This window comes from Methylomonas montana (assembly GCF_030490285.1).
GTDB lineage: Bacteria > Pseudomonadota > Gammaproteobacteria > Methylococcales > Methylomonadaceae > Methylomonas > Methylomonas montana.
Map to the genome: position 1 here is coordinate 3,780,803 of NZ_CP129884.1, position 26,254 is coordinate 3,807,056.

The following is a 26,254-nucleotide window of genomic DNA, read 5'->3' on the forward strand; positions in this document are numbered from 1 at the left end:
ATGAAGGCATGGTTACTGCTATTTTTGGCATGTTTCACGACCGGCGCGGCCGCTAACGGCAAACCCGGCAAGTTCGACAATTATCTGCTGACCTTGTCCTGGTCACCGACTTATTGCGAGGAACAACCGCGAGACGAACAGTGCGGCAAGAAACTGGGTTTGGTGCTGCATGGCCTGTGGCCGCAATACAAAGTCGGTTATCCCAGTTTTTGCACTAAAGAAGCCTATACGCCGAGTCAAGCCCAGGCTTTTCCGGACCTCTATCCGTCCCAATTTCTGTTCAAGCACGAATGGGAAAAGCACGGCACCTGTTCCGGTCTCACTCAAACCGGCTATTTTCAATTCTCGCAAATGCTGAAAGGCAAAGTCGCCATCCCGACAGCCTACCAACGCCCGCAAAAACCTTTCAGGACCACAGCAGACGGATTGAAACAAGCCTTCGTCGAGACCAACCCCTGGCTAAAAGAACAAGCCATTGCCCCGTTCTGCACCGGTGCCGGGCGGTTTTTCAAGGAAATATTCGTCTGTCTGGATAAGCGCGGCGCGGCGGCCGATTGCGGAGTGGATGTGGTAAAAAGTGCCGCCAAGTCCTGTGGCCAAAAAGATTTTTTGGTTCGGAATATCAAATAGGCCAGTTGTATCGCTATCGTGACAGTTCAATCTAATCGGGTTGCGGCCTAGACAACATCGTTTTATGGTTTGCTCGATTCAGAACGCACTAGCAACGCTACATCTGCTAAATAATACTCGTCCATGTTAATGAATAATGACCTCGATCTTTTGCTTGCCGAAATCGATCTGCTAAAAAGTCAGATTGAATTACAACAACACCATTTGGATGGCGCCTTGAATAGGATGTTGGACATAGAATCCAGTTGGCAAAATAACAAATTGGAAGGCGGCAACCTGACACTTGGACAAACCGAAATTTTGATACTAAACGGATTAATGCCACCTGATATTCCAATGGTCGAAAGCCTTGCAACACTCAACTTTTTTGAGGCACTGCAATTTATTCGTGAACAGGCTAGTGATCAGGCGCTGCTGAGCATGGGGTTACTCATGGAAACTCACGCAATCTTGGCAAGAGGCATCGATAGACAAGGCGCCGGTCGTTTTCGTAATTCAACTCATACCAACTCTGCGGATACTCCTGACCTTTCTACCAATGAGCTACCAGCATTGCTTGTCGATACCTTGCACGATTTACGCTTGAACGGCCCGTTCAAACATCCATTAGTGTTCGCAGCCGAGACCCATTTCAGACTGTTGACTTTACAGCCATTCGGCAGTTTTAACGGTGCTTGTGCGAGACAGGCGATGAATCTGGTGTTATTGACAGAAGGTTATCCACTGTTAACTATCCCCGGCGCTCTACAAAGTCGGCCGCACTATTTCGAGACTTTGGAAATAACGCGTCACGGCGGCGACAAATCAGCATGGCTGCAATATATCGGTGAGCAAGTGCGCTCAGGTTTGCAGTCATTGATCGCTCGTCTCGATGCATTATCAGAGCACTAACACTCCCCCTATACACATTATCTTCTTTTTATCGAAATTTTGGGGATTCGCCGCGACCAAACTTAGGTGTCAAAATGCCCAAATCTCGTGATGCCTTTCCTACCTTCTGAACCAGTTACCGCACAAAACCCACACCCGCTGTGAGTAAAACGACAGCGCCTACATAAAATGTTAGGTATGCCACCATACTAATCGCCTTATTCATCCAAAATAAACCCTTATATATCAGTGTCTTATTAATAAATAAATATTTGGCACGGCCATTGCTCTTATCAGGTTGTTATTAACAACACCTACTCAAGAGGAGAAGATCATGGCGAAATTACGTCAATGTGCTATTTACGGTAAAGGTGGTATTGGTAAATCTACCACCACGCAAAACCTGGTTGCTGGCTTGGCTGAGCTTGGCAAAAAAGTAATGATCGTCGGCTGCGACCCTAAAGCCGATTCTACTCGTTTGATCCTGCATGCAAAAGCTCAAAACTCTATCATGCAAATGGCAGCTGACGCTGGCAGCGTGGAAGACTTGGAACTGGAAGATGTATTGAAAGTCGGCTACCGCGACATTAAATGCGTTGAGTCCGGCGGTCCAGAGCCAGGCGTAGGTTGCGCCGGCCGTGGTGTTATCACCGCTATCAACTTCCTGGAAGAGGAAGGTGCTTATTCCGACGATCTCGACTTCGTTTTCTACGATGTATTGGGTGACGTTGTATGCGGCGGTTTCGCGATGCCAATTCGTGAAAACAAAGCGCAAGAAATTTACATCGTTTGCTCAGGCGAGATGATGGCTATGTACGCTGCCAACAACATCGCTAAAGGTATCGTGAAATACGCTAACTCAGGCGGCGTGCGTTTGGCCGGTTTGATCTGCAACTCACGTCAAACAGCTCGTGAAGACGAACTGATTATGGAGTTGGCCAGAAAAATGGGCACTCACATGATCCATTTCGTACCACGCGACAACGTTGTACAACGCGCTGAAATCCGTCGTATGACTGTTATCGAGTACGAACCAGAAGCCAAACAAGCGCAAGAATACCGCGACTTGGCTAACAAAATCGTCGTCAATACCAACCTGGTCATCCCAACTCCAATCACTATGGACGAACTGGAAGACCTGTTGATGGAATTTGGCGTCATGGAAGAAGTGGATGAAAGCGTCGTCGGTGTAACCGCGGCAGCAGAAGCCACAGCTTAATCAAAACGTAGGTTGGGCAGGCTATGCCGGCCCAACCTATTTCGCATTGTTCCTAACAGGTCTGTGGGGGATTACCCACGACTACAAGGAGGATAAACTCATGGCAGCCATGACAAGAGAAGAGACCGAAGCGCTTATTCAAGAAGTGCTGGAAGTCTATCCCGAAAAAGCCAAAGCCGATCGCGCCAAACACTTGGCCATCAACGATCAAAGCTTGGAAAAATCCAACAAATGTATCACTTCCAACCGTAAATCCCTGCCAGGCGTCATGACCATTCGTGGTTGCGCTTATGCCGGCTCCAAAGGGGTGGTTTGGGGTCCTATCAAGGACATGATCCATATTTCACACGGCCCGGTTGGTTGCGGACAATATTCCCGCGCCGGACGCCGTAACTATTACGTAGGTACTACCGGTGTCAACACCTTCGGTACGATGAACTTTACTTCGGACTTTACCGAAAAAGACATCGTGTTCGGCGGCGACAAAAAACTGGCTAAATGTATCGACGAAATCGAATTGTTGTTCCCATTGAACAAAGGTATCTCGATTCAATCCGAGTGCCCGATCGGTCTGATCGGCGACGACATCGAAGCGGTTTCCAAAGTTAAAAACAAAGAACACGGCAAAACCATCGTGCCAGTACGTTGCGAAGGTTTCCGCGGTGTTTCTCAATCCCTGGGTCACCATATCGCCAACGACGCGATTCGCGACTGGGTACTGGAAGCTCGCGACGGCGACGATAGCTGGCCTACCACACCTTACGATGTCGCGGTGATCGGCGACTACAACATCGGCGGCGATGCTTGGGCATCACGGACTTTGTTGGAAGAAATGGGGCTGCGTGTCGTCGCACAATGGTCCGGCGACGGAACCATTGCCGAGATCGAAAAAACCCCGAAAGTGAAACTGAACCTGATTCACTGCTACCGCTCGATGAACTACATCGCTCGGCACATGGAAGAAAAGTACAACATCCCTTGGATCGAGTACAACTTCTTCGGCCCGACCAAAATCGCCGAGTCGCTGCGCAGAATCGCTTCGCACTTCGATGACACCATCAAAGAAGGCGCGGAACGCGTAATTGCACGCTACGAGTCCGAATACAATGCGGTAATTGCCAAATACAAACCACGTCTGGAAGGCAAAAAAGTCATGCTGTACATCGGCGGCTTGCGCCCTCGTCACGTGATCGGCGCTTATGAAGACTTGGGCATGGAAGTGGTCGGTACCGGTTACGAGTTCGGTCACAACGACGACTACGACCGTACCATCAAGGAAATGGGCAATGCCACCTTGTTGTACGACGATGTCACCGGTTACGAATTCGAAGAATTCGTCAAAAAAGTCCAACCTGACTTGGTCGGCTCCGGCATCAAAGAAAAATACATTTTCCAAAAAATGGGTGTGCCTTTCCGCCAAATGCACTCATGGGATTACTCAGGCCCTTATCACGGCTACGACGGCTTCGCCATCTTCGCCCGCGATATGGACATGACTATCAACAATCCTTGCTGGAAAAGCTTTAAAGCACCTTGGAAAACCGAGGCCACCGAGAGCGAACCCGTTAAAGCGGTTGCGTAATCCGTAAGGTGGGCATTGCCCACCTTAATTCCCGGAAAGGTGGGCTTATGCCCACCCTACCAGGTGCCAAAATGTCGGTCGGGATTTCATTCCCGGCAAAATCCAATCAACGCCGGACCACAGATTAGTGGCGCGTTAGGAGATTATCATGAGCCAAAATGTCGATAAAATAGAACCCAGTTATCCTTTATTCAGAAACGACGAATATAAGGAAAGTCTTGCCAACAAACGCGAACAATACGAAGAGCGTCACCCGCAAGATACCATCGACGAAGTATTCCAATGGACTACCACCAAGGAATATCAAGAGTTGAACTTTAACCGCGAAGCGATCACCGTTAACCCGGCGAAAGCGTGCCAACCTCTGGGCGCGGTACTTTGCGCACTGGGCTTCGAAAAAACCATGCCTTATGTGCACGGTTCGCAAGGTTGCGTCGCTTACTTCCGTACTTACTTCAACCGTCATTTCAAAGAGCCTATCTCTTGCGTTTCCGACTCGATGACTGAAGACGCGGCGGTATTCGGCGGTCAGAAAAACATGTTTGCCGGCTTGGAAAACGCCAAAGCCTTGTACAAACCCACCATGATCGCGGTATCGACCACCTGTATGGCGGAAGTTATCGGTGACGACTTGAATGCGTTCATCAACAACGCTAAAAAAGAAGGTCACGTTGATCAAGACTATCCAGTACCGTTCGCCCATACTCCTAGCTTCGTCGGTAGCCATACCACCGGTTGGGACAATATGTTCGAAGGTATCGCCCGTTACTTCACGCTGAACTACATGGAAGGCAAAGAAGTAGGCTCCAACGGCAAAATCAATTTGGTGCCTGGCTTCGAAACCTATCTGGGCAACTTCCGCGTCATCCACCGGATGATGAACGAAATGGGTGTCGATCACACCTTGTTGAGCGATCCAACCGAAGTGCTGGATACCCCAGCCGACGGTCACTTCAACATGTATGCCGGCGGTACCACTATCGATGAAGTTAAGGATGCGCCGAACGCGATCACTACCGTGTTGCTGCAACCTTGGCAATTGGAAAAAACCAAAAAATTCGTCGAAACCACCTGGAAACAAGATGTTCCTAAGCTGAACATTCCGATGGGCCTGGAATGGACCGACCAATTCCTGATGAAAATCTCCGAACTGACCGGCAAACCGATCCCAAAATCGCTGGAAGTCGAACGCGGCCGCTATGTTGACATGATGACCGACTCGCACGCTTGGCTACATGGTAAAAAGTTTGCTTTGTACGGCGACGCGGACTTTGCACTGGGCATGACCAAATTCCTGCTGGAAATGGGCGCCGAAGTGACCGATGTGTTAGTCAACCACGCGAACAAACGTTACAAAAAAGCAGTTGAAGAAGTGTTGAAAGCCTCACCTTACGGCCAAACCGCTACCGTGCATATCGGCAAGGATTTGTGGCACTTCCGTTCCTTGATGTTCACCAACAAACCGGACTTCATGATCGGTAACTCCTACGGCAAATTCATCCAACGCGACACCGTTTACAAAGGTGAAGAGTTCGAGGTGCCATTGATCCGTATCGGTTTCCCAATCTTCGATCGTCACCATCTGCACCGGATGACGACGCTGGGTTACGAAGGCGGTATGTATATGCTGACCACCATCGTCAACGCCTTGTTGGAACAGCTGGATAAAGAAACCAAAGGTATGGGAACCACCGACTACAACTACGATTTGATTCGTTAACGTAGCCAGGGTTAGCCGCTGCGCATAAACGCAAAGCGGCAACCCAAGAAATCAAAGCCCTCGTGTCGGGTTACGGCTAACGCCTAACCCGACCTACTCTTGTCTGGAGAATCCCAATGCCTAGCGTCATGCTCAGGAAACGCGAAGACGGCAAATTGCTGTTCTACATCGCAAAAAAAGACCTGGAAGAAACCATCGAATCCTTGGAATTCGATAGCCCCGATAGATGGGGCGGCGAAGTCGTCTTGGGCGACGGTTCAAAATATTACTTTGAACCTATGGATACTCCCCCTAAAATCCCGATGACCTTGCAAGCAAAACGTTTATCGGAATGAGGTAGTTATGACTTTATATATTGTTGCTGAAGAATGCATCTCCTGCGGCGATTGCCTACCTGTCTGCCCAACAGACTCCATCAAGGAAGGCGCCATCGTATTTGAAATCAACAAAAAGACCTGCACGGAATGCAATGGCGATTACGACGAACCGCAATGCGTCAAGGTTTGTCCAATCGACAACTGCATTCTGCCTTTAGTGGCGTAAGCCGATGAGCCAGTCGACCTTAACCCGGGAGCTGGCATTGCGTATCGGGCTAGCGGCTCGCGCCCTGCCCGATACGCCACCCAAGCTGTTTATCTCGGTACTGCGTGCCTGTACCGACCAAGCCTTGAATCAACGCAGTTTAGCCGGGCTCGGCGAAGCGCAGTTTCAACAAGCTTTAAACAATTTCGGCATCGTCGCCGACATCGACAGCATCCGCGCATCGCTGCGCATACTGAAAGACGCTAACGACAGCCAAACAACGGCTGATAAGCAACCGGCAACGGCAAGGCCTAGCGCTATCAATGTCGCTATCGGTAGCGACGATCCGCAGCAGATTAGCGGTCATTTCGGCTCCTGCCGGCAATTTTTGATTTATCAGGTAGCTGCCGAGCATGCCCGTTTAATCGATGTGCGCAGTATCGACACCGATGCGCAACGTAAGCATCCCGACAAGAATGTCTACCGCGCCCAACTGATCGCCGATTGCCAGGTGCTGTACATCGCCTCTATCGGCGGACCGGCGGCGGCGAAGATTATCAAATACGGCATTCATCCGATCAAAGCCGATCAGGGCGAAGCCATAACCCAAATCATCAATCAGCTGCAAACCGTTCTCGCGCATGCCCCACCGCCGTGGCTAGCCAAATCGATGGGCATCCAGCCCGTACAACGTGTTTGTTTCGAACAGGAATCCTAACGATGATCAGTCCAGACCAATTGCAAACCATAGCCGACAAAATCAACGGCCAATCCTTGAACGAGACCGTGGTTGGCTCGCTACGCGGCGAATACCCCGGTATCCATTTCACCTATTGCATGGAAGACGACATTCCCAATCACGAACCGCTAGTGGAAGGCTCCGGGTTCAATCTGTATCTGGTCGATGGCCGCGAACACTGTTTATGCCTGACGCGTAATTACGAGCACGCCACCGGCATCGTCATTGCGGAAATTATAAGCGACTAAGGCTATTACGTGGCCGACCAAGATAAATCCGTTACCCTGCCAGTCGGGGACTGTGGCCTGTGCCCGTTCCGCGGCAAAACCCTGCTGATGGGACGTTGCATGCCGGGCGATACCTGCGTATTCGTCAACAGCGGCCGGCAAATAGACCGTTTCTTTCGGGTCAACCCGGCCTACGCCATCCATTTTCTGCAAGATCCGTTCTGGGAGCGTCGGGCGATCGCGGTACGCTACGCGCCGCTAAAAGCCTTAACGGCATTGATCAGCGACGAGGATGAAGTGGTACGCCGTGCCGTGGCTTTTCGGCTACCGGCCCTGCAACTGCAAGCCTTGATCAACGATCCCGATCGCGAAGTGCGAATGACAGTCGCGGATCGGATCGATCTGGACCATCTGGAAATGCTGGCCGCCGACCACGACTACATCGTCCGTTTGATGGTCGCCAAACGTCTGCCACCCGGCCGGCTGTTCCGCTTCATCAAGGATGGCGACCAACAAGTACGCAAACGCGTCGCCGAGCGACTACCGGAAGTAAGTCTGGGCCTGATGGCCAACGACGCCTCGCCCGACGTGCGCCGTATTGTCGCGGAACGCATGTCGCCGGAAGATGCTACCATGCTGCTCGGCGACAGCGATTGGGTCGTGCGCTACACGGCGGCGTTAAAGGTCGATCCGGCCAACTTAGCCGTGCTAGCCGACGATCCCGAGCCCGATGTCCGCGAACTGGTGCAGCAACGCCTCAATTCAACCTCTACTCCCCAAGCCGATCATGACTGAAGCACGACTCAATCTTGCCGGACAAGACATTACCGACTGCTGTAAAAAAATCATCCCCGGCCAAACCGACGATTTGCTGCTGAGCAAATTGCAGGCGCTGATCCCCGACTATCCCATCCATCTGGCCTCGACCGGCGACGAGTGGTATCGGTTGGGCGGCGTGGTGGATATGGCCGGCAAACGGATCGCCAACGATTTGATCGAATGGGTGGAACGCACCTATCTGGAGTGCGGCCAAAATCTGCAAACCCTGATCGACTACACGCTGGAACAAAAGCTGATTGCCACCAAACAGACCGGCAAGACCCTGTATTTTGTCGTGCAAACCGGTGACAAAGCCGAAGATTTCACCCTGATCGAAATCGATAAAACCCACGAAGTCTCGGACCGGATGCTGGTCGACGAAAACAATCCGCCCGACGATCTGGAAGAGTTCATCGACCCGCTGCAGCCCTTCTGCATCGAGAGCTTCGGCTTTGGCCATTCCCGCTATACCTACCGCCGTAAAACCGACGTCAGATTGTTCATGGAAGTCATCAACGAACGCCATCCCGGCGAACATCCGGCGCAACGCTTCATGGACGACTGGAACCGCAGCAGCGCCGGCCAGAAAAGCCGGATGTGCGACGATTGGATCATCCGCCCCTACCGCCATACCGGCCGTTTCGGCGAACAGATCGTCAATGTCGAAATCATCAACACCCACAAAAACAACCTGCCGCATCTGGAAGATTTCGCCAGCAAGAAAGGCAGCGCTCTGAGCAACGTATTGAGCCGTTTCGACCGCCAGGCTGGCTACCCGTTCGCCTGGTTTTTCTACATGGTCAAAGGTAAGCTGGTTTCTACTCACAGCGCCGACGCGGTCTACAAGGACATCTCGGGGGATTTTGCTTATTTGCCTGAGCGGGATGAGGCGGTGCTGAGGGATTGGATTGCGACGCCGTATAACGTCTGAGTCTTGTTAGATGTAGGGTGGGCACGGTTTTTGTGCCCACGCGGTGATGACTTTTGTGTCTGACGTGTCGCTAACGCGACGGTTGTTTTAATGTCGGTTCGCGGACCGACAACCGCGATACTTTTCTTTGCTTGTCCAAAGAAAAGTATCCAAAAGAAAAGACACCCGGATGCCGCTTATTCCCTGCGCTCCGAAGCTTTTGAACGGGGCTGCCGAAAGGGGCTCCCTGCCCCTTCGTCAACGTGCGGCATCCATGCCGCACCCCTGCGGGCTGATCCGTTCAAAAGCTCCGGTGCTCGGCGCGGCATACGGGAAGAAAAACCATCCCGTGTATGGTAGGCAACTTTGCCCACCATTGGCTTTCATCCCGCGTGGGCACTAAATCGTGCCCACCCTACCCAGCTACCGACTAATTACAATATTTATTTACTTTATCCTTTAATTGTTGATTGTCGAGTTGATATTCAGAGATCGATCTTTTTATCTCAATAATTCGGTGATATATTAATACAAACTCGTCACCCATCTCGTCACCAACACCCTTGAGTAAAGAATCATACTCACAATTCCGAAAACCAGCTTCGTACAATTTCTGCTCAAACTCTGGGTCATCTGGCAACAATCCGCCTAACCCTGAACATTCATTAAGAAAGAAAAGTCTCTGGGAAAGCTTTTTATCAGTGGCTGACGCATTAAACTCTTTCAATAACATATCGTATTCCGCTTGCAGAAAACTTATATTCATTAAATTTACATTAATTAATGAAGTTAATGCAGCCAACCTAGTTTGATTTCTTTGCTCTTCGTAAGACTTAGTAATTAAGTAAAATGTAACGCCCGCAACAACCGGACTAAGAATCCCGCCAAAGTAACTACCAAAATCCCCCCAAACATCTGGTTTTTCAGATACACGATCATTAAAATAAAACAAATAACACCCAAAAACCACTATAGCTATTATTGCCACAAAAACATACAACCACGCAACTATATGATTATCTGGTTTTCCTTTCATAAATTTTTTCAGACTTTGATATATAACTACTTTAGGTTGTAGACTTTATGTAGCAACGCAAAACCCAGCAAAAAGTTTGTTAATTATTTAAGTTTCGCTATCGCGAAGCCAGTTTAATATCGGTTCTCGCACCGACAAGCGAGATACTTTTCTTTGCTTGTCCAAAGAAAAGTATCCAAAAGAAACGACACCCGGATGCCGCTTTGATCCTGCGCTCCAAAGCTTTTGGCATGGGTTTTCGTAAGGGGCTTCCCAGCCCCGACGAAAACGAGCGGCATCCCTGCCGCTCCCCTATCGGGCTAATCACGCCAAAAACTTCGGTGCTCGGCGCGGCATACGGGACCAAAACCATTGGCTAAATTAAAGATTGCCCCACAATGCCCACAAAACTATTTTGTTCCCCGGCAATTCTCGAGCAGTTTTTTGCCATTTAGAATGTTGCTCACCAAACTCAACAACACTAATTTTCCCTAGCTTTGCATCATTTGTTTTATCCGAAATATTCTTGAGTAATTGACAAACTTGTTCACCAGCTTTTTTATGTTTTAAAAAAAGCAAATCACTGGCGACATTTATTAATTTTGGAACATCTTCGTTATTTGAAATCTTAACAAGAGGTCCTTCTTCAATGTAATCAATTGCGCGAATAATTCTTAGCGCTTCATTTCGTAATTCTGCAAAACGAGCATATCGAGTAACAATTAAGCCCGTATAAAGACCGCTGATAAGGCCGATAGGAATTCCAACGAGCAGACTAAAAACCGATTCTGGAGACATATATTTTCAATTTATTACAAACTTATCCTATTACCACCAACCAATATTGGGTTTGCCGACTAAAACCTATTTTGGCACTTTTATTTCGTAAAAAATGTCATACAAATCACCAAGTAAACCCTTGTTTTTTAATACCGGTACTCGTGAAATTATTTCATAGTGTTTTGGACTATACCCGTTGTCTTGCAACCAGCGCTCAAGCCAGACAATCCTTGTCCGCTCTGCCTCCTGAGAATCGATTGGATAGTCAGCAGCGGCAATCGACGTGTATTTAAAATATTGGGCCGATGGCTCTGTTCGTATTGGCTCAAATCGCGTTTCAACAGTACGTGTAATGTTTGAGCAACCTACGAGAAATATTGAGCACGCTATTAACAGTCTGTTCATGATTATTCTGTGAAATCCAAAAAATAAATAATTTCGTAAAATATGCTGAGCACATAGGAGGAACGGATCGCGAAGATGCGTCTACTAACGTCGGTAGCATCCTACAAATTCATCCACATCCAACATCAAAAGCTATCTAACAACTTTCTATCTCACGACGGGTTTATTCCCGTTTGCCGCGCCGAGCACCGGAGCTTTTATCGAGATCAGCCCGAAGGGGCACCGCAGGGATGCGGTGCGTCGGCGGAGGGGCTGGGAAGCCCCTTCTGCCGACCCTCGATAAAAGCTTCGGAGCGCAGGATCAAAGCGGCATCCGGGCCGCCTTTTCTTTGGATACTTTCTTTTGGCGGAGCAAAAGAAAGTATCTCGGCTGTCGGGCCGAGACCCGACTTCAAAACCAGCCGTCGCGCCAGCGACACATAAACTTCAATCTCGCGCCCACCCGACAAATCCAAACTAATCACTAGCCGTCTTAAACCGAGCCGCAGCCCCCAGCAACCCGGTAACAAAAAACGCCGTCCCAACCAGTGTAAACCGCAGATTCAGCTTCTCGATCGCTAAATCGTCGGTCGCGTACAACATGAAAATCACCGCGATCCCGCCCCAGGCCAGAAAACGCAACGCGGCGGAAATGATGGTTTTGCTCAAGGCCTCCGCTTCGCTGGCCGGCGCGTCCATCCGGTAGGCCACGAAACCGCTGATCAGAGCCGGCATAATGCCCCAGCGGGCATGGTCGAAGAAACTCTCCAGGAAATTGAAGTCATCCCGGTGATAAAAGGTCAGTTCCAGGATGAATGTCGATATCGTGGTACTGACCACGAAGCCGACGAACATGATTGCCATGTAGAAACCGTAATAGTGTTCGGCTGGTTCCTGTTGGTGCCTGAAGGCAATACTCCGCAACACGAAGACCAGCGAAATCGGCAACACGTAAATCACGATCGAATAAGCTATCCAGCGCAAGGTCGTATAGCTAAAGTGCGGCAGCGGCTTATCCGGAAACAGGAATACATTGTGCAGCGCCACCGACACTTCGCGGCCCAAAATCACGCCGAACGCCGTGGCGGCCGCAAATATCAGCACGTATTTATAGGTATGCTTCAAGCGCGCTTCATGGACATTGCCACCGAGTTTCTTCACGGTCGTCCACATATCGTTCTCGCTGGGGCTGCCGAACACCACCGCCGCCGCCAGCAATCGGCAGAGCAGACCGGTCAGGCGGTCCAAGTCTTTTAACAAATTAACGGTCTTGGTGTAATGCGGCTCGGCTTCTTTCCAAATATTCACTTTTTCCGACATCGCATTATAGGAAATACAGATTTCGCCCCATTTCAGCGACGGCTCACTGAACAGGCGCCGATACGAGGATTGGTCGGCGTAGTGCTGAATCTGATCGAACAGCAGGCTGTTATGGGCCCATTTGTATTCGACCGTGGCACCTGATTTATCGAAATCGCCGGCGTCGATGCTTTGCACCAATAGGCGATCGGCAATTTTGGCTTTTATGTTGTCGTCCGCCGCCGATAGCCGGGATTTGATCAGCGCGTTGTAAACTTCGACGGCTTTGGTCGGAATCGCAAAAGCGTCGTGAATGCTGTCCCGTAAAATCAGCAACGGATTAAATGGACTTTCCCAGGCGACGAAAAACAACATGATGCCGGCGGCGATCAACGGCAACAGTTTATTGCCGTCCAAGCCGTAGAGCAGATTCACCAACTCGCCGGCGCGCAGATGGCTGACGATCAGCGTTACCAGCGGCTCCAACGGTAACCACTGCCAGGTCAGCAAGCAGAATAAGGCTGCCATTAACGTGCAATAAAGGGCAATCCCGGTCCAGTAAGTGCTGCGTCGGATAAAATACTGCGGCAGAGTAGGTTCCGCACCGAGCTGAATCCGGCGTTTCTGAAAGGAGCGGTAGGCCAAAAATGATACGGCCACGGCACCGAGAAGCTGAATTACAAAGTTAATCAGGGATTCGATAGTCATTTTTCCAAAGTATTTGTGAGGGTTTGGGGCTCTGGCTAAAGAGCCATCAAGTGTAATCCTTAGGGGGTCAAAGGCGATAATCGTATTATGCCGCATCCACGCCGAAACCAGTCGGCGCGTATCGCTTGCGCAGATAAGTCTTGTGACTCATGGAACAAGTTCCCGTGTATGGCGCACTCCGAGCACTATAGGACAAAACGCGCAATGTACCGAGGGAGTTCATAGGCATCCGAAAGTATCCAGCCCGACACTACCGGATACGAACATGCTAAAACACCCGTCGCGCCAGTGACACAAAAAACACCCAATTAATCAAAATCGTCAGCAAACTCTGCGCAGCAGAAGGGGGAACACTGCAAATCAAGTCGTGAACAAAGAAAGGGAAAAAGAAGAGATCTCCCGCCTGCGCCGTCTGATACTTTCGTCCTTGAACCGAAGGTTCAAGTGGAAACCAAATCCAGTCAATCAGGCTTCCTGAATAAACAGGCATGCGCACCATGAATGGCAAAAAGTTTCCGGGGTAAAAACAGGTTCAGGAAACACCCAGTACTGCTCGAACGCCGCAGGAGATAGGGCGAGCATTCTATACAGATTTACGAATTTTCTAAAACGTTTTCTATCTTGCTGCGCAATTGCGCCAAACGCGCGCCAATATCGACGCTGTCGTCTTTATTCGTCGTGACTGAATCATGCGCCAAGTTCAGCGCCGCCAATACCGCGATGCGGTCGGTACTGCTGACTTTACCGGTGTCGCGAATCTTGCGCATTTGCTTATCCAACTCGCGGGCCGAATTGATTAAAGCCTCTTTTTCGTCTGCGGCACAGGCGATTTTGTATTCCTTGTCGAGAATATTCAGCGAGACAGGTTGTACGGTTTTTCTCACGAATCATGCTCCATGGCTTTCAATCGGGCGATCATCGCCTCGACCCGCGCCTTAGCCAGCGTGGTCTTCTCCAACAGCTTAGCTTTTTCCTTGACCAGAGCATCTTGCTTGACTTTCAATGACTTATTCTCGTTTTTGACTTGATTGAACTGCGTGATCAGCACATCCAGTTTAGCTTCCAACGCTTCGAGTTCGGTTGACGGGTCTTTTTCTGTTTCAGACATAGCAGGAGTATGGGCCGATATGACGTTATAATCATCGTGGATGGCGAAGAATGTTAGCATAAGCCATGTTATTAAACAGCTTTAATAGGAACACAGATCAAATGACCTATCGCTCGGTTAATGCCATTTTGGAGCAACAGGATACCGACATCGGTGCGGCGGAAGCGCATGGCATTGCCACCGGCATACTGTGTGTCGAAATCCGGGCCGATGCCGAAAACTGGCTGCGCGAGTTATTCGCAGACGAACAGCAGTTAATCGACGAGGACAAAGCCTTATTGCATGGTGTGTTCGAAAAAACCCGGCAATTACTGGAAAATCAGAACGACGAATTTGCCTTCGACTTACTGATGCCCGAGGACGACGAACCCTTGGAAGAGCAAGTGGAAGCTCTGCGTAGCTGGTGCCAGGGTTTTCTGTTCGGCGTCGGTTACGCGCAAACCGGTGCCGACTGGCCGGGGGATACCGCCGAAGTGATGCGCGATATCATAGAACTGACCAAAATCGACACCGACGTCGCCGGCGAAGACGATGAAAGCGCGCTGATCGAAATTCGCGAATACGTGCGTGCCGCGGTTTTTACCGTCCGCGATCAGTTTGCCGAACTCAGCCAATCGTCGCAAAGCCACTAACGCCAAAAATCGACCATGAAACAAAGCGAATTCAAAAAACGCCGAGCCAGCCTGATGAAGCAAATCGGCAAGGGCAATATCGCCATTATCGCCAGCGCTTCACAACGCACCCGCAACCGCGACGTCCATTATCCATTCCGCCAGGATAGCGATTTTTACTATCTGACCGGCTTTAACGAAGCCGAATCGATGGCCGTATTCATCCCCGGCCGCGAACAAGGCGAATACATCCTGTTCTGCCGCGAATTCGACGAGAAAAAAGCCTTGTGGGAAGGCGCTCACGCCGGCCTGGAAGGTGCCACCAAGCATTACGAAGCCGACGACTCTTTTCCGATCGACGATCTGGACGACATCCTGCCCGGCATGCTGGAAAACAAGGGCAAGGTGTTCTACCCGATGGGCAAGGACAGCGATCTGGACCACAAACTGCTGGAATGGATCAATCACATTCGCAAGCAATCGCGCAGCGGCGTCAGCGCGCCCGGCGAACTGGTGTCGCTGGAACACATCCTCCACGAAATGCGCTTATTCAAAAGCCCGGAAGAACTGAAATTGATGCGCCGCGCCGGCGCAGTGTCCGCCAAGGCTCATATCCGCGCCATGCAAGCCTGCAAACCCGGTGTGTACGAATATCAAATCGAAGCCGAGCTGATCCACGAATTCATTCAAGACGGCCTGCGCGCGGTGGCTTATCCATCCATCGTCGCCGGCGGTAAAAACGCCTGCGTGCTGCATTACGTCGACAACAAGGACAAACTCAACAAAGGCGATCTACTTCTGATCGACGCCGGCGTCGAGTGCGACCATTACGCCGCCGACATTACCCGCACCTTTCCGGTATCCGGCAAATTTAGCGAACCGCAAAAAAAGCTCTATCAATTGGTGTTGGATGCCCAAGCCGCCGCGCTGGCCGAGATCAAACCCGGTAACCCTTGGAACAAGGCTCACGACGCTTCGGTGGAAACGCTCACTAGGGGCCTGATCGAACTGGGTCTGTTAAAAGGCAAACCCAAAAAACTGATCAAGGACGAAAAATACAAACAGTTTTACATGCACCGCATCGGCCACTGGCTGGGCATGGACGTGCACGACGTCGGCGATTACAAGATCAAGGACGAATGGCGCCTGCTGGAACCGGGCATGGTCTTAACCGTGGAACCAGGCCTGTACGTGCCGGCCGACTGCGAAACGGTGGACAAGCAATGGCGCGGCATCGGTATTCGTATCGAAGACGATGTGTTGGTGACTAAAGACGGCCATGAGATTCTCACTCACGGCGTCCCCAAAGCAGTTGCCGACATCGAAGCGCTGATGGCGGGCTAAGCAATGCAAACCGATTTCGACCTGATCATCGTCGGCGCCGGCCTGGCCGGTAACTGTCTGGCCCTGGCGCTGAAAAATAGCGGCTTGAAGATTGCGTTGGTCGAAGCCAATAGCCGTGAACAACTGCGCCATTCGCCGGCCGGCGACCGCGCACTGGCCTTGGCGGCCGGCACCGTGGAACTGCTGAATGCATTGGGCGCCTGGCGCGGCGTCGCCGACAAAGCCACCGCCATCAAACATATTCACGTCTCGGACCGCGGCCACTTCGGCAAGACCCGGCTGGCGGCGGAAGATCAAGGCGTCGAAGCGCTGGGTTACGTGATCGTCGCCCGCGACATCGAACAGCACATGGCCGATCTGGTCGAAAAAACCGACACGGTTTGCCTGTACCAAACCAGAGTCGCCGGCTTGATGTCCGGCCGTGACGCGGTCAATGTCAGTCTGAAACAGCACGACGGCAGCTCGTTAAATGTCAGCGCGCAACTGCTGGTCGGCGCCGACGGTGGCAACTCCACGGTACGCAAGCTGCTGGAAATTCCGCAACAAGTTACCGAATACGGACAGACCGCACTGGTCACCACGGTGCAATCGGCGCTGCCGCACCGCAACACTGCCTTCGAACGCTTCACCGAATTCGGCCCGCTGGCCTTGCTGCCGGTGGCCGGCAAACAATCGGCGGTGGTCTGGACCCGCAGCCACGAGCAAGCCGAGACACTGATTAACGTCAACGACCGCGAGTTTCTCGCCGAGCTGCAGAACTGTTTCGGTTACCGTTTGGGCGAACTGAAACTCGCCGCGCCGCGCCGGGCTTTTCCGTTAAGCCTGATCCGTGCCGAAAGCATGGTTTCCGGCCGCACCGTGATCATCGGCAACGCCGTGCATCAATTGCATCCAGTCGCTGGCCAAGGCTTTAACTTAGGCATTCGCGATGTGGCTTTGCTGGCAGAAATGTTGATCGACCAACAACAGCAAAACGGCGATTTGGGCGATGCCCGCCTGCTGAAAAACTACAGCCGGCAACGCCAACAAGATCATGGCAAAACCATAGGTTTTACCAACAGCGTGGTAAAGCTGTTCTCCAACGGCAATCTGCCGTTGGCAGCCGTGCGTAACGCCGGCCTGACCCTGCTGGACCACCTACCGTTTGCCAAACAATTGCTGACCCGACATGCAATGGGATTGGCCGAGCGCTTACCTAAGCTGGGCGACCGGGAGTAGCAAACTTGCCGAAAACACTTATGCTGATTCCGGCCTACAACTGACCATAAAACAATAAAAACAGGGGGAGCCATGAGTTTTAAATCCAGTTTGGTCAAAATCGTTATCAAGTTGACACCCAACGCACTGATCATTTGGGTAGCCAACAAGATACTCAAAGGGGTTGCCGAATTGCAGGCTTTCAATTTCGACATTGATGCCCGAAAAATCTATGCGCAGACCTTGCTTTATGGCGAGGAAGTACCGATTGAATTGAGCCTGGAAGATTTTGCCGTGTTCAATGACGGCGAGGGTTACCGCTTCATCATCCATCATGCCAGCTCGAACAAACCCTGGCTGAACAACCTGCTGGCCCGCGTCATCGGTAAAGGCTGGAAGATTCCGTCGTTGCCGCATTTCAGCGCCCAGTTGGAGCTGGTTGCCGAAGTGTTCAAGGCCAAACCGGTAGCGTTAGAAAGCGCCGACGACGACGTTATCGATGGCTAATTAAAATTGACGTCATGTCCCGATGCAATCTGGGACATGACGAGTATTAGCACTACAAAAAGATGACTATTTGTTCAGCGCTTCCATAGTTTTTCCATTCGCCGTACGGCTCAGGACCAACGTTTACGATAAGTCGAGAACCCCAGCCCCGCTATCCCGCTCGCAAACAACCAAAAGGCAGCCGGTAACGGGACGACAGTGGTTTGAAAGCTAAAGGTGCCGACTCGGGTATCGCGGATGCCGCCGAGATGATCGAAGCCATTGCCCAGACCCAGAATCCCGCTCAAACTCAATGTGTTGCCGCTCAATTGGGTGCTGACATCGAACAAATCAAACCCGCCGATCCGAAAGCCGATGTTGTTCATCAAAATCCAACCGGATTGCCCGGTGACAGCATTTGCCAACGCCGGGATATACTCCAGATCCAGATCGCCAAACAGTACGCGGTTATTCGGCGGGTCGACATCGACCCGAAAACGCATCACGCCGCCCAATCCGATCTGCCCGGTCGCCGTGCCGCTTAAATTGGCGGGATCGAATGAAAAGGTGGTGGCTTTGTTTTGCCTACCTAACGGATTGACCGGCAGGGACGAGGCGTTGACCTGAAATTGCCGACCAAGGGCGGAAATTTCATCCGACACGCTGTCGTAAAGATCCGGTGTATTTTCATCTCGAAGCTGGCTAGACGTTTTCGATGCCGCCGAGGCATCGAAATACTCTTCCAGGTAAAGAGAAGGCCGGCAACAGATAGAAAATGTCTCGGTCGGCGCGTCGGGGTAATTATCTTTAATCACCCCGGCAATCAGCGCGTCCCGATCCAGATTTAGCGTCATGGCGCCACCGCTTACCGTGGCCGCTTCCGCATTGCCGAAAGCGAATGCACCATATACGGCCACGCCAACCAGCATGCCGCGAATAACAGGGTAGTGATACTTTTTCATTATTTTCTCTCGCTGGATTTACGTCCAGGGTCTATGGATTTGAGCGGCGATCAGCCCGGTATTGCATCTTCGTTGGCCGGCTTGAATAGCCGTCGAACAAATACCGTGGTTCGCTCCTGACGGAATGCCCCACGACGACATTGCAAACAGGTGGGGAAGCCAGATGCAGCGCATACGGCTGCATCTGGCAGGACAATGATCTAAGCGCTCACGCAATGCAACTGACGGCGTTTGTAGCCAATCAAGCCCAACAGCGAGCTGCCGAACAACCACACTGCGCTCGGTAGCGGTACCGCAGCCGGCGTCAGGCTCAGGCTACCGACAACAGCGGTCTGTCCGGCGCCGCTTACCCCCAGGAACGAACTCCAGGTCAGGCCAAATGCGTTCGGATAAGTAGTAGGTCCCACGCCGCCGCCTAAGATCAAGTCGCCGCTCAATGTCAGTTCGCCGTTAGCGTTGACCGATTCGCTGGCATTGCTTAACTGTAGAAAAGTCGTCCCTTTAAAGAACAAGTCATGCGAAACCAAATTCCAGATGCTGCCGATTTTTTCCAAGGTAAAGTCATAAGGCATCAAAACCCCTGCCCCCGGATTACCCGGCACAGCCAGCCTTAAAGCGCCACTCAAGCCAATCTGACCCGCTGCGGTATTACCGGTATCCGTCGTGGTGGCTTCCAGATAACGATTGGGCGGATTTCCGTAAAAAACCGTGGTATCGACACTGTTAACTGAAAACTGCATATTCGAGGTCGAACCGCTACCGCCGGCCGTATTTGCATTGATGGCGGTGGTGTTATAGCTGGCGTCGAAATAACGATCCACAATCCAGCCGGCCGCCGCGCTAAAAGCGCTATTGTCGATACTGATGCGGGCATTGCCGCTAACCAAGGCCGCACTGGCCGACGCGGGTGCCAATAATCCGCTGAATACCACAAATGCCAATACCCCGGCATTAGCCAATTTCGAGCGATGGTTTTTTCTCTGTTTCATTATTTATCCTTAAAAAGCGATTTACGGTTGCAGTTAATCTTCAAGGCCTTGGCCGACCGCTGCAGTGGTTTTCGCAATTCCGGCAAACAGTACTCTCAGGCCTGTCACTTGAAGGTAACCCGGCTGTCTCGTTCCAAGACCCGTGGCTTTCCGACTCCGTCTCACGGCGGATGTGGCTAAATGTCGTCATCCCTACGACGCCGCTCCTCTCCTTGAGCGAAGGCATCCTGATCATGCCAAGCATTTAAAATAACGCTGTTGAATTTTGTGGATTACTCCGGATTGAAGGGAGTAGTCGTTCAAATACTTGCTAGTACTTGGCATGACCGGCCTTATTCCGATTGCGGCCATGCCGCAGCAAGTGATCTAGCAAACCAAAGCAATAAGCAGACCAATGTCGTTCATCCTTGGCTTTTGACTGGTCGGCATGGCTCAGCACGGTCGGAAAACGTGAATTTTGTGACAAAGCGAGTTAAATCCCTGATTATCGAAATGCCAGATAACATAGTTTTCCAAGACAATGGTCAGGGATAGGTGCCTGTTATATCCAAGCATTGCGGATTTATTCCATTTCCAGGAAACCACGAAGCTCGATAGGCCCGTATAATGATTGCGTCGGCGCGTCAACGCCGACAGGTAATCGCCGTTGACGGAGAGCCATCCGTAACCGTCATTCCAGAGTAAAATTACCGCCTGCCGACAGCTGCTAAAATATGGCTGACATTTCTCGGTAATCAAAAAAGGATAACCAACATGTGGCTGCAAACTAGCTGCGAAATCAACTTCGACGTCAGCGTCGATACCCCGTTTATCCTGATGTTGCGGCCGCGTAACGGCGCCAATCAATGGGTGGCCCGCGAGTCTTACACCTTGAAGCCGACGGTGCCGGTTTTCGAATATACCGACTACTACGGCAACCTCTGTCAACGGTTGATCGCGCCGCCCGGCGAGTTTTCCGTGCATACCAGCGCCGATATTCACACCACCGAACATATCGACACCTGTCCCGGCGCGCCGTTTACCGAGGTACAGAATTTGCCGGAAACGGTACTGACTTATCTGCTGCCGACCCGCTATTGCGAATCCGACCGCTTCATCGATCTGGCTAGGGAAATCGTCGCCGAGGAGAGGCCAGGCTACGATCAGGTCGCCAGACTGAACCAATGGATACGCGACTATATCCGCTTCAATCCCGATTCCCCGCACTTTCAGATGTCGGCAGTGGAAGTCAATCTGGCCGGCGAAGGCGTTTGCCGCGAATTGGCGCATCTGGGTATCGCACTGTGCCGGGCGCTCTGCATTCCGGCCCGCATGGTGGTGGGCTATTTGTACGGCCTACAGCCGATGGATTTTCATGCCTGGTTTGAAGCCTATGTCGGCGGACGCTGGTATACATTCGATCCCACCCAAGCCGAGCCGCGCGGCGGACGGGTGATCGTCGCTTACGGACACGATGCCGCCGACGTGGCGATCTTCACCCAGTTCGGCCCGGCGTTGTATCCGACGCAGATGCAAGCCGGCGTCCAGCTGTTAGAGAACCTGCCGAATTAAAGCCATGCAGCGTTTACGGATACGACATCTGACCGAATATTGGTTTACCGGTCCGGTGATACTGAATCAGCATCGCCTGCTGTTGCGCCCGCGCGAGGGCCACGATGTGCGAATAGAATCGTCGCGGCTTGAGATCAGCCCGGTTTATAGCATCAAGTGGTATCGGGACATATTCGATAATTCGCTGGCGCTGGTCGACTTTTTAGAGCCGGCCGACAAATTGAGCATTACCAGCGATGTGATCATTCAGCACTACGAAGAGGCGCCGCTGAATTTTTGTGTGGCCGATTATGCGTTGACTTACCCTTTTGCTTATAAAACCAGCGAACGTATCGACCTGGCCGCGTTTCAACAACCGGTGTTTGCCGACGATCAAGCAGCCGTTCAGCAATGGTTGCAAGACATCGGTCTAGGCGGCGGCATGGAAACATTCAGTTTGCAATCCAAACTGAATCACACCATCCATGACCGGTTTTGCTACCGGATGCGCGAGGAAGCCGGCGTGCAATCGCCCGCCCAAACCCTTCGTCTCGGCAGCGGCTCGTGCCGAGACTATGCCACCTTATTCATCGAAGCCTGCCGTTGCCTGGGCCTGGCCAGCCGCTTCGTCAGCGGCTATCTGCACGCGCCGGCCACAGAAGCCGGCAATGCATCGACCCACGCCTGGGCTGAAGTTTATTTGCCCGGCTGCGGCTGGCAGGGCTTCGATCCCACCACCGGTGAAATCACCAGCCACCGCCACATCGCCGTCGCGGTGGCCCGCGATCCGGAATCGATACCGCCCGTGTCCGGCAGCTTTATCGGTCCCCGCCAAGCCACGCCGCGCATGGTGGTCGATGTGCGGGTCAATTTACTGAGCTAATATCTACTTATCATGCCGCAAGCAAACTGCTTGATTCTCGGTATAATAGCGATTCCGTTGTTACCCCTGCTTTATCTATGAGTAATCTTGTTCTGGTTGCCTGCGCCTTGTTGCTGGTATTTTTGAACGGCTTTTTTGTGGCCGTCGAGTTCAGCCTGGTGAAATTGCGACAGACCCGCCTCAAGACCATCGAACAAACTGAGGGCTGGCGTGGGAGGATACTTGCCAAAGTGCACAGACAACTCGACGCCTATTTGTCGGCTTGCCAACTCGGTATCACGCTGGCCTCGCTGGGATTGGGCTGGATCGGCGAACCGGCTTTTGCCGACCTGCTGTTGCCGCTATTCGCCAAAATCGACGTCACCTCCCCGGAAATAATCCATAACGTCTCTTTTGCTTTCGCCTTTTGCACGATCTCGTTTTTGCATATCGTAGTCGGCGAGCAAGCGCCCAAATCGTTGGCGATCCGCAATCCGGAAGGCATCGGTCTGTGGAGCGCCGGACCCTTGTACGCACTGTACTGGCTGATGTATCCGGCCATCTGGCTGCTGAACGGCAGCGCCAATTTGGTATTGCGCATCGCCGGACTCAGCTCGAGCCACAACCACGACAGCCACTATTCCAATGACGAACTAAAGCTGATCCTGCGCTCCAGCCGGGCCGGCGAAAACCTGACCAACGACGAATGCAATGTATTGGCCAAAGCACTGGATTTCGGCAAGCTGGAAGTCTCCGATCTGATGCGGCCGATACACGAAATCACCGCGCTCTACCGCGGCCAGTCGCGACAGGAAATGCTGGATACCGTTTATGGCAGCTGTTTCAGCCGTTACCCTTATTTCGACAGCAACGGCGTCGATGTACTGGGTGTCATTCATTTGAAAGATTTGTTTCTGGCCCAACAACACGGCCAACAGATCGACGATTTGGAACCCTATTTGCGGCCGATTCAACATATTTCGGCGCACATGCCGGCCCTGGAATTATTTAGGCGTTTTACCCAAGGCTCGCCGCATTTCGCGGTGATCGGCCAGCGCGGCCACAAACCGCACGGTTTCATCACGCTGGATAATTTGCTGTCGGCGATGGTCGGCGAGATTCGCGACGAATTTCGCAAGACCGAAAGCGACTGGACCCGCCAGGACGACGGCAGTCTGCTGGGCAAAGGCAGCCTGCCGATATTCTCGCTGGAACGGATTCTGGGTATCGATGTGGAAAACGAAGAGCTGGATCTGGACGACGTCGATTCGGTGGGCGGCATGATTCTGGCCCAACTGCGCGACATTCCCGACACTGGGGAAAAGATTGTTTTCAACGATTTTGAAATCGTCGTCAAGGAAATGAACGGCCCGCGCATCGAATGGGTGCAGGTTTATCCCAAGCAATAAACCCACAAATCGCTAGGGTCGAATGCCTTCGACCCTAGTTCGGACATAGCCTTTGCTTTAAGGCTGGCACTCCGGCATCAAGGAATTGCGCCAATACTGCCCTTCTTTTTCAAACAAACGATTGCTTTCTTCCGGCCCCCAGGACCCTGCCGGATAGGTGGCGATGTAATCACGCTCGATCGCCCAGTTTTGCAGAATAGGATCAACGATACGCCAGGCGTATTCCACTTCGTCGAAGCGTAGAAACAAGGACCGATCACCCTTCATCACGTCCAGCAATAAATCCTCGTAGGCATCGACCCGGCGTTCGTCGGGATTGCGGAAACTGGCGTCCAGACTGGTGGTGCGGGTACGCATTTCCAGGCCGGCTTCCTTCACGGTCATTTCGATGCGGATACATTCGTCGGGTTGTATCCCCAGCAGCACCCAGTTTGGCGTCATGCATTGCACATGGGTGTCGCGGAAAAACTGCAAAGGCGGATGCCGGAAACAAATGGAAATCGAGGATTGGCCTTTGGCCATGCGCTTGCCGGTACGCAAGTAAAACGGCACGCCACGCCAGCGCCAGTTGTCGATCATCAGTTTCATCGCCGCATAAGTCTCGGTGCTGCTGTCGGCCGGGATATTGGCTTCTTCCAGATAACCGCTGACTTTGTGTTCGCCGATGCTGCCCTTGGCATACTGACCGCGAAAGGCATGGGCATGCACCGCCGATTTGGGAATCGGCCGGATCGATTTCAGCACTTTGACTTTCTCGTCGCGCAACGACTCGGCATCCATCGACACCGGCGGCTCCATCGCCACCAAGGTCAGCAATTGCAGCAGATGGCTTTGCAGCATGTCGCGCAAAGCGCCGGCGCTGTCGTAATATTCGCCGCGGCTGCCGATACCCAATTCTTCGGCATGGGTGATCTGAATATGGTCGATGTAATTGCGGTTCCATAACGGTTCCAGCATCACGTTGGCGAAGCGGAACACCAGCACGTTCTGCACCATGCCTTTACCCAGATAATGGTCGATCCGGTAAATCTGGTCTTCGCTTAGATAGCGGTTCAGGCGTTTTTGCAGGGCTTGAGCGCTTTCCAGATCGTAGCCGAAGGGTTTTTCGATGACGACCCGCCGCCAGCCATACTCTTCGTTCAACAAATTCACTGCGCTCAAGGCTTCGATGACGTTGCCGAAATCGCCTGGGCCTATCGCCAGATAAAACGCCATGTTACGAGAAAATCGCGGATTGCCGCTTACCAACGTCGCTAGTGTCTGATAACATTCCGGCTGGTCGAGATCGCCTCGATGATAATCCAGGCGTTCGCTGAAGCGGGCGAACACCGCCTCATCCAATTGGCCTTTGGCTTGTTCCTGTAGCATGGTTTTTACTTCCGCCAACCAAGTGGCGCGATCCCAGGGACGCCGGCCGATAGCCAGGATACGGGTGCCTTCCGGCAATTTTTTTTCCAGTTCCAGATGGTAAAACCCCGGCATAAGCTTTAGCCGCGCCAGATTACCGGTAGCACCGAAGATGACGTAGGTGCACGGTTCGATGTTCATGTTTGTTGACTCCTCGCCGGGACGGCAGTGTGTGATCGGATGAGTCGCAGTTTGCATGATTTCCGGCTCGGCGTCGAATGCCGGCGACTATTTCCAAATAAATTTTTCACCCCCTCACACCCTATACAGGCGAATGTAATGAAACTATATGACATGGAGTTATCCGGTAATTGCTACAAAATCAGACTGTTGTGCGCCTTGCTAGGCTTAAAATACGAAAAGATACCGGTCGACCTCTGGCAGGGACAACACAAATCGGCGGCTTTTCTACAGCTGAATCCGCGCGGCCAGATACCGGTACTGGAAGACAATGGCGCGCTGATTTGGGATTCCTCGGCTATTTTGGTGTATCTAGCTCGCCAATACGGCGACGAACATTGGTTGCCATTGGCGCCCAAACCGATGGCGGCGGTGATGCAATGGCTGAGCGTGTCCCAAAACGAGTTGCTCTACGGCCTGGCCCGAGCCAGGGCAGCCTTAAAATTCAAGCGTCCCTGGGATATTGAACAATGCCAGGCACATGGCAAGCAGGGTCTTGCGGTGCTGGAGCAGCAGTTGTCGGCTAACCCTTGGCTGATCGGCGACCAACCGACGATAGCGGATATTGCCTGCTACTCCTATATAGCACTGGCGCCGGAAGCCGGTATAGACCTAGCCGATTTCCCGGCCATTCGAGAGTGGACGAAGCGGATGCAAGCTTTGCCGGGGTATGTGGGGATGGCTGGTATCGCCGAACAAGCGGACTAGCCATGCCGAGCCATGCTAATTTGGCATGACTCGCCGA

27 protein-coding genes, 1 other RNA gene and 1 riboswitch are annotated in these 26,254 nt (G+C 52.1%); of the genes, 19 read left to right on the forward strand and 9 right to left on the reverse strand.

The window, feature by feature from the left end; genetic code table 11:
- The 11 genes from QZJ86_RS17470 to QZJ86_RS17520 all read left to right on the forward strand — a co-directional run bounded on the left by QZJ86_RS17470 (position 1) and on the right by QZJ86_RS17520 (position 9,259).
- On the forward strand, positions 1-630 hold the full coding sequence (locus tag QZJ86_RS17470) for a ribonuclease T2 family protein (protein WP_301671761.1): 630 nt from the start codon (positions 1-3) through the stop codon (positions 628-630).
- A gap of 123 nt (positions 631-753) precedes the next feature.
- The gene (locus QZJ86_RS17475; protein ID WP_301671762.1) at positions 754-1,521 is read left to right on the forward strand and encodes a Fic family protein; all 768 of its coding nucleotides are present in this window, start codon (positions 754-756) and stop codon (positions 1,519-1,521) included.
- Positions 1,522-1,834: 313 nt separating this feature from the next.
- Positions 1,835-2,719, forward strand: coding sequence for a nitrogenase iron protein (gene nifH / locus QZJ86_RS17480; RefSeq protein ID WP_301671763.1), 885 nt, complete (start codon positions 1,835-1,837; stop codon positions 2,717-2,719).
- A gap of 100 nt (positions 2,720-2,819) precedes the next feature.
- Complete coding sequence (gene nifD / locus QZJ86_RS17485; protein ID WP_301671764.1) at positions 2,820-4,301, forward strand: nitrogenase molybdenum-iron protein alpha chain; 1,482 nt, start codon at positions 2,820-2,822, stop codon at positions 4,299-4,301.
- Positions 4,302-4,449: 148 nt separating this feature from the next.
- Positions 4,450-6,021 (forward strand): nitrogenase molybdenum-iron protein subunit beta, encoded by a 1,572-nt coding sequence (gene nifK, locus QZJ86_RS17490; protein WP_301671766.1) that lies wholly within the window; start codon positions 4,450-4,452, stop codon positions 6,019-6,021.
- A 116-nt stretch (positions 6,022-6,137) separates the two neighbouring features.
- Entirely contained in the window at positions 6,138-6,356 is a 219-nt protein-coding gene (nifT, locus tag QZJ86_RS17495) for a putative nitrogen fixation protein NifT (RefSeq protein ID WP_064035553.1), read from the forward strand.
- Positions 6,357-6,363: 7 nt separating this feature from the next.
- Positions 6,364-6,564 (forward strand): 4Fe-4S binding protein, encoded by a 201-nt coding sequence (locus QZJ86_RS17500; RefSeq protein WP_036278170.1) that lies wholly within the window; start codon positions 6,364-6,366, stop codon positions 6,562-6,564.
- A gap of 4 nt (positions 6,565-6,568) precedes the next feature.
- Positions 6,569-7,261 carry a nitrogen fixation protein NifX gene (nifX, locus tag QZJ86_RS17505; RefSeq protein ID WP_301671767.1) on the forward strand — a complete coding sequence of 231 codons (693 nt, stop codon included), beginning with the start codon at positions 6,569-6,571 and terminating at the stop codon, positions 7,259-7,261.
- A 2-nt stretch (positions 7,262-7,263) separates the two neighbouring features.
- Positions 7,264-7,530, forward strand: a complete 267-nt coding sequence (locus tag QZJ86_RS17510; RefSeq protein WP_301671768.1) for a DUF6129 family protein — start codon at positions 7,264-7,266, stop codon at positions 7,528-7,530.
- A 9-nt stretch (positions 7,531-7,539) separates the two neighbouring features.
- A complete protein-coding gene (locus QZJ86_RS17515; protein ID WP_301671769.1) occupies positions 7,540-8,304 on the forward strand; it encodes a 4Fe4S-binding leucine-rich repeat protein in 765 nt (254 codons plus the stop codon).
- Positions 8,297-9,259 carry a hypothetical protein gene (locus QZJ86_RS17520; RefSeq protein WP_301671770.1) on the forward strand — a complete coding sequence of 321 codons (963 nt, stop codon included), beginning with the start codon at positions 8,297-8,299 and terminating at the stop codon, positions 9,257-9,259. The genes QZJ86_RS17515 and QZJ86_RS17520 overlap by 8 nt, the downstream gene beginning before the upstream one ends.
- Positions 9,260-9,668: 409 nt before the next feature.
- Here QZJ86_RS17520 and QZJ86_RS17525 read toward each other — a convergent pair whose 3' ends face one another.
- The 6 genes from QZJ86_RS17525 to QZJ86_RS17550 form a co-directional block, all read right to left on the reverse strand.
- Positions 9,669-10,274, reverse strand: coding sequence for a hypothetical protein (locus tag QZJ86_RS17525; RefSeq protein ID WP_301671771.1), 606 nt, complete (start codon positions 10,272-10,274; stop codon positions 9,669-9,671).
- 360 nt (positions 10,275-10,634) lie between these two features.
- Entirely contained in the window at positions 10,635-11,051 is a 417-nt protein-coding gene (locus tag QZJ86_RS17530) for a hypothetical protein (RefSeq protein WP_301671772.1), read from the reverse strand.
- Positions 11,052-11,894: 843 nt separating this feature from the next.
- A complete protein-coding gene (locus tag QZJ86_RS17535; protein ID WP_301671773.1) occupies positions 11,895-13,424 on the reverse strand; it encodes a hypothetical protein in 1,530 nt (509 codons plus the stop codon).
- A 392-nt stretch (positions 13,425-13,816) separates the two neighbouring features.
- Positions 13,817-13,996: non-coding RNA, 6S RNA (gene ssrS, locus QZJ86_RS17540), on the reverse strand.
- A 21-nt stretch (positions 13,997-14,017) separates the two neighbouring features.
- Entirely contained in the window at positions 14,018-14,308 is a 291-nt protein-coding gene (locus QZJ86_RS17545; protein WP_301671774.1) for a cell division protein ZapA, read from the reverse strand.
- Positions 14,305-14,532: a TIGR02449 family protein gene (locus QZJ86_RS17550; RefSeq protein ID WP_301671776.1), complete on the reverse strand. Its 228-nt coding sequence runs from the start codon at positions 14,530-14,532 to the stop codon at positions 14,305-14,307. The genes QZJ86_RS17545 and QZJ86_RS17550 overlap by 4 nt, the downstream gene beginning before the upstream one ends.
- 101 nt (positions 14,533-14,633) lie before the next feature.
- Between QZJ86_RS17550 and QZJ86_RS17555 the strand changes: the two genes are divergently transcribed.
- The 4 genes from QZJ86_RS17555 (at position 14,634) to QZJ86_RS17570 (ending at position 18,191) form a co-directional block, all read left to right on the forward strand.
- A complete protein-coding gene (locus QZJ86_RS17555; protein WP_301671777.1) occupies positions 14,634-15,164 on the forward strand; it encodes a UPF0149 family protein in 531 nt (176 codons plus the stop codon).
- A gap of 15 nt (positions 15,165-15,179) precedes the next feature.
- Entirely contained in the window at positions 15,180-16,487 is a 1,308-nt protein-coding gene (gene pepP / locus QZJ86_RS17560; RefSeq protein ID WP_301671778.1) for a Xaa-Pro aminopeptidase, read from the forward strand.
- A gap of 3 nt (positions 16,488-16,490) precedes the next feature.
- Positions 16,491-17,705, forward strand: coding sequence for a 2-octaprenyl-6-methoxyphenyl hydroxylase (gene ubiH / locus QZJ86_RS17565; protein ID WP_301671779.1), 1,215 nt, complete (start codon positions 16,491-16,493; stop codon positions 17,703-17,705).
- A 72-nt stretch (positions 17,706-17,777) separates the two neighbouring features.
- Positions 17,778-18,191, forward strand: coding sequence for a hypothetical protein (locus QZJ86_RS17570; protein WP_301671780.1), 414 nt, complete (start codon positions 17,778-17,780; stop codon positions 18,189-18,191).
- Between the two features lie 110 nt (positions 18,192-18,301).
- On the opposite strand, the gene QZJ86_RS17575 is transcribed toward QZJ86_RS17570, so the two are convergent.
- Complete coding sequence (locus QZJ86_RS17575) at positions 18,302-19,132, reverse strand: hypothetical protein (protein ID WP_301671781.1); 831 nt, start codon at positions 19,130-19,132, stop codon at positions 18,302-18,304.
- 200 nt (positions 19,133-19,332) lie between these two features.
- Positions 19,333-20,121, reverse strand: a complete 789-nt coding sequence (locus tag QZJ86_RS17580) for a hypothetical protein (RefSeq protein ID WP_301671782.1) — start codon at positions 20,119-20,121, stop codon at positions 19,333-19,335.
- A 110-nt stretch (positions 20,122-20,231) separates the two neighbouring features.
- Positions 20,232-20,308, reverse strand: a riboswitch (cyclic di-GMP riboswitch).
- Between the two features lie 566 nt (positions 20,309-20,874).
- Between QZJ86_RS17580 and QZJ86_RS17585 the strand changes: the two genes are divergently transcribed.
- The 3 genes from QZJ86_RS17585 to QZJ86_RS17595 all read left to right on the forward strand — a co-directional run bounded on the left by QZJ86_RS17585 (position 20,875) and on the right by QZJ86_RS17595 (position 23,922).
- A complete protein-coding gene (locus QZJ86_RS17585; protein ID WP_301671783.1) occupies positions 20,875-21,672 on the forward strand; it encodes a transglutaminase family protein in 798 nt (265 codons plus the stop codon).
- 4 nt (positions 21,673-21,676) lie between these two features.
- Positions 21,677-22,534 (forward strand): transglutaminase family protein, encoded by an 858-nt coding sequence (locus tag QZJ86_RS17590; protein WP_301671784.1) that lies wholly within the window; start codon positions 21,677-21,679, stop codon positions 22,532-22,534.
- Positions 22,535-22,611: 77 nt separating this feature from the next.
- The gene (locus tag QZJ86_RS17595) at positions 22,612-23,922 is read left to right on the forward strand and encodes a hemolysin family protein (protein WP_301671785.1); all 1,311 of its coding nucleotides are present in this window, start codon (positions 22,612-22,614) and stop codon (positions 23,920-23,922) included.
- A gap of 57 nt (positions 23,923-23,979) precedes the next feature.
- Here QZJ86_RS17595 and zwf read toward each other — a convergent pair whose 3' ends face one another.
- Complete coding sequence (gene zwf, locus QZJ86_RS17600) at positions 23,980-25,470, reverse strand: glucose-6-phosphate dehydrogenase (RefSeq protein WP_301671786.1); 1,491 nt, start codon at positions 25,468-25,470, stop codon at positions 23,980-23,982.
- Positions 25,471-25,608: 138 nt separating this feature from the next.
- Between zwf and QZJ86_RS17605 the strand changes: the two genes are divergently transcribed.
- On the forward strand, positions 25,609-26,217 hold the full coding sequence (locus QZJ86_RS17605) for a glutathione S-transferase family protein (protein ID WP_301671787.1): 609 nt from the start codon (positions 25,609-25,611) through the stop codon (positions 26,215-26,217).
- Positions 26,218-26,254 lie beyond the last annotated feature (37 nt).

Bases quoted from the DNA above. Each gene is read 5' to 3' on its own strand.
- QZJ86_RS17470 (WP_301671761.1), top strand. From the start codon at position 1: ATGAAGGCATGGTTACTGCTATTTTTGGCATGTTTCACGACCGGCGCG.
- QZJ86_RS17475 (WP_301671762.1), top strand. From the start codon at position 754: ATGTTAATGAATAATGACCTCGATCTTTTGCTTGCCGAAATCGATCTG.
- nifH (WP_301671763.1), top strand. From the start codon at position 1,835: ATGGCGAAATTACGTCAATGTGCTATTTACGGTAAAGGTGGTATTGGT.
- nifD (WP_301671764.1), top strand. From the start codon at position 2,820: ATGGCAGCCATGACAAGAGAAGAGACCGAAGCGCTTATTCAAGAAGTG.
- nifK (WP_301671766.1), top strand. From the start codon at position 4,450: ATGAGCCAAAATGTCGATAAAATAGAACCCAGTTATCCTTTATTCAGA.
- nifT (WP_064035553.1), top strand. From the start codon at position 6,138: ATGCCTAGCGTCATGCTCAGGAAACGCGAAGACGGCAAATTGCTGTTC.
- QZJ86_RS17500 (WP_036278170.1), top strand. From the start codon at position 6,364: ATGACTTTATATATTGTTGCTGAAGAATGCATCTCCTGCGGCGATTGC.
- nifX (WP_301671767.1), top strand. From the start codon at position 6,569: ATGAGCCAGTCGACCTTAACCCGGGAGCTGGCATTGCGTATCGGGCTA.
- QZJ86_RS17510 (WP_301671768.1), top strand. From the start codon at position 7,264: ATGATCAGTCCAGACCAATTGCAAACCATAGCCGACAAAATCAACGGC.
- QZJ86_RS17520 (WP_301671770.1), top strand. From the start codon at position 8,297: ATGACTGAAGCACGACTCAATCTTGCCGGACAAGACATTACCGACTGC.
- QZJ86_RS17525 (WP_301671771.1), bottom strand. From the start codon at position 10,274: ATGAAAGGAAAACCAGATAATCATATAGTTGCGTGGTTGTATGTTTTT.
- QZJ86_RS17530 (WP_301671772.1), bottom strand. From the start codon at position 11,051: ATGTCTCCAGAATCGGTTTTTAGTCTGCTCGTTGGAATTCCTATCGGC.
- QZJ86_RS17535 (WP_301671773.1), bottom strand. From the start codon at position 13,424: ATGACTATCGAATCCCTGATTAACTTTGTAATTCAGCTTCTCGGTGCC.
- QZJ86_RS17550 (WP_301671776.1), bottom strand. From the start codon at position 14,532: ATGTCTGAAACAGAAAAAGACCCGTCAACCGAACTCGAAGCGTTGGAA.
- QZJ86_RS17555 (WP_301671777.1), top strand. From the start codon at position 14,634: ATGACCTATCGCTCGGTTAATGCCATTTTGGAGCAACAGGATACCGAC.
- pepP (WP_301671778.1), top strand. From the start codon at position 15,180: ATGAAACAAAGCGAATTCAAAAAACGCCGAGCCAGCCTGATGAAGCAA.
- ubiH (WP_301671779.1), top strand. From the start codon at position 16,491: ATGCAAACCGATTTCGACCTGATCATCGTCGGCGCCGGCCTGGCCGGT.
- QZJ86_RS17570 (WP_301671780.1), top strand. From the start codon at position 17,778: ATGAGTTTTAAATCCAGTTTGGTCAAAATCGTTATCAAGTTGACACCC.
- QZJ86_RS17575 (WP_301671781.1), bottom strand. From the start codon at position 19,132: ATGAAAAAGTATCACTACCCTGTTATTCGCGGCATGCTGGTTGGCGTG.
- QZJ86_RS17580 (WP_301671782.1), bottom strand. From the start codon at position 20,121: ATGAAACAGAGAAAAAACCATCGCTCGAAATTGGCTAATGCCGGGGTA.
- QZJ86_RS17585 (WP_301671783.1), top strand. From the start codon at position 20,875: ATGTGGCTGCAAACTAGCTGCGAAATCAACTTCGACGTCAGCGTCGAT.
- QZJ86_RS17590 (WP_301671784.1), top strand. From the start codon at position 21,677: ATGCAGCGTTTACGGATACGACATCTGACCGAATATTGGTTTACCGGT.
- QZJ86_RS17595 (WP_301671785.1), top strand. From the start codon at position 22,612: ATGAGTAATCTTGTTCTGGTTGCCTGCGCCTTGTTGCTGGTATTTTTG.
- zwf (WP_301671786.1), bottom strand. From the start codon at position 25,470: ATGAACATCGAACCGTGCACCTACGTCATCTTCGGTGCTACCGGTAAT.
- QZJ86_RS17605 (WP_301671787.1), top strand. From the start codon at position 25,609: ATGAAACTATATGACATGGAGTTATCCGGTAATTGCTACAAAATCAGA.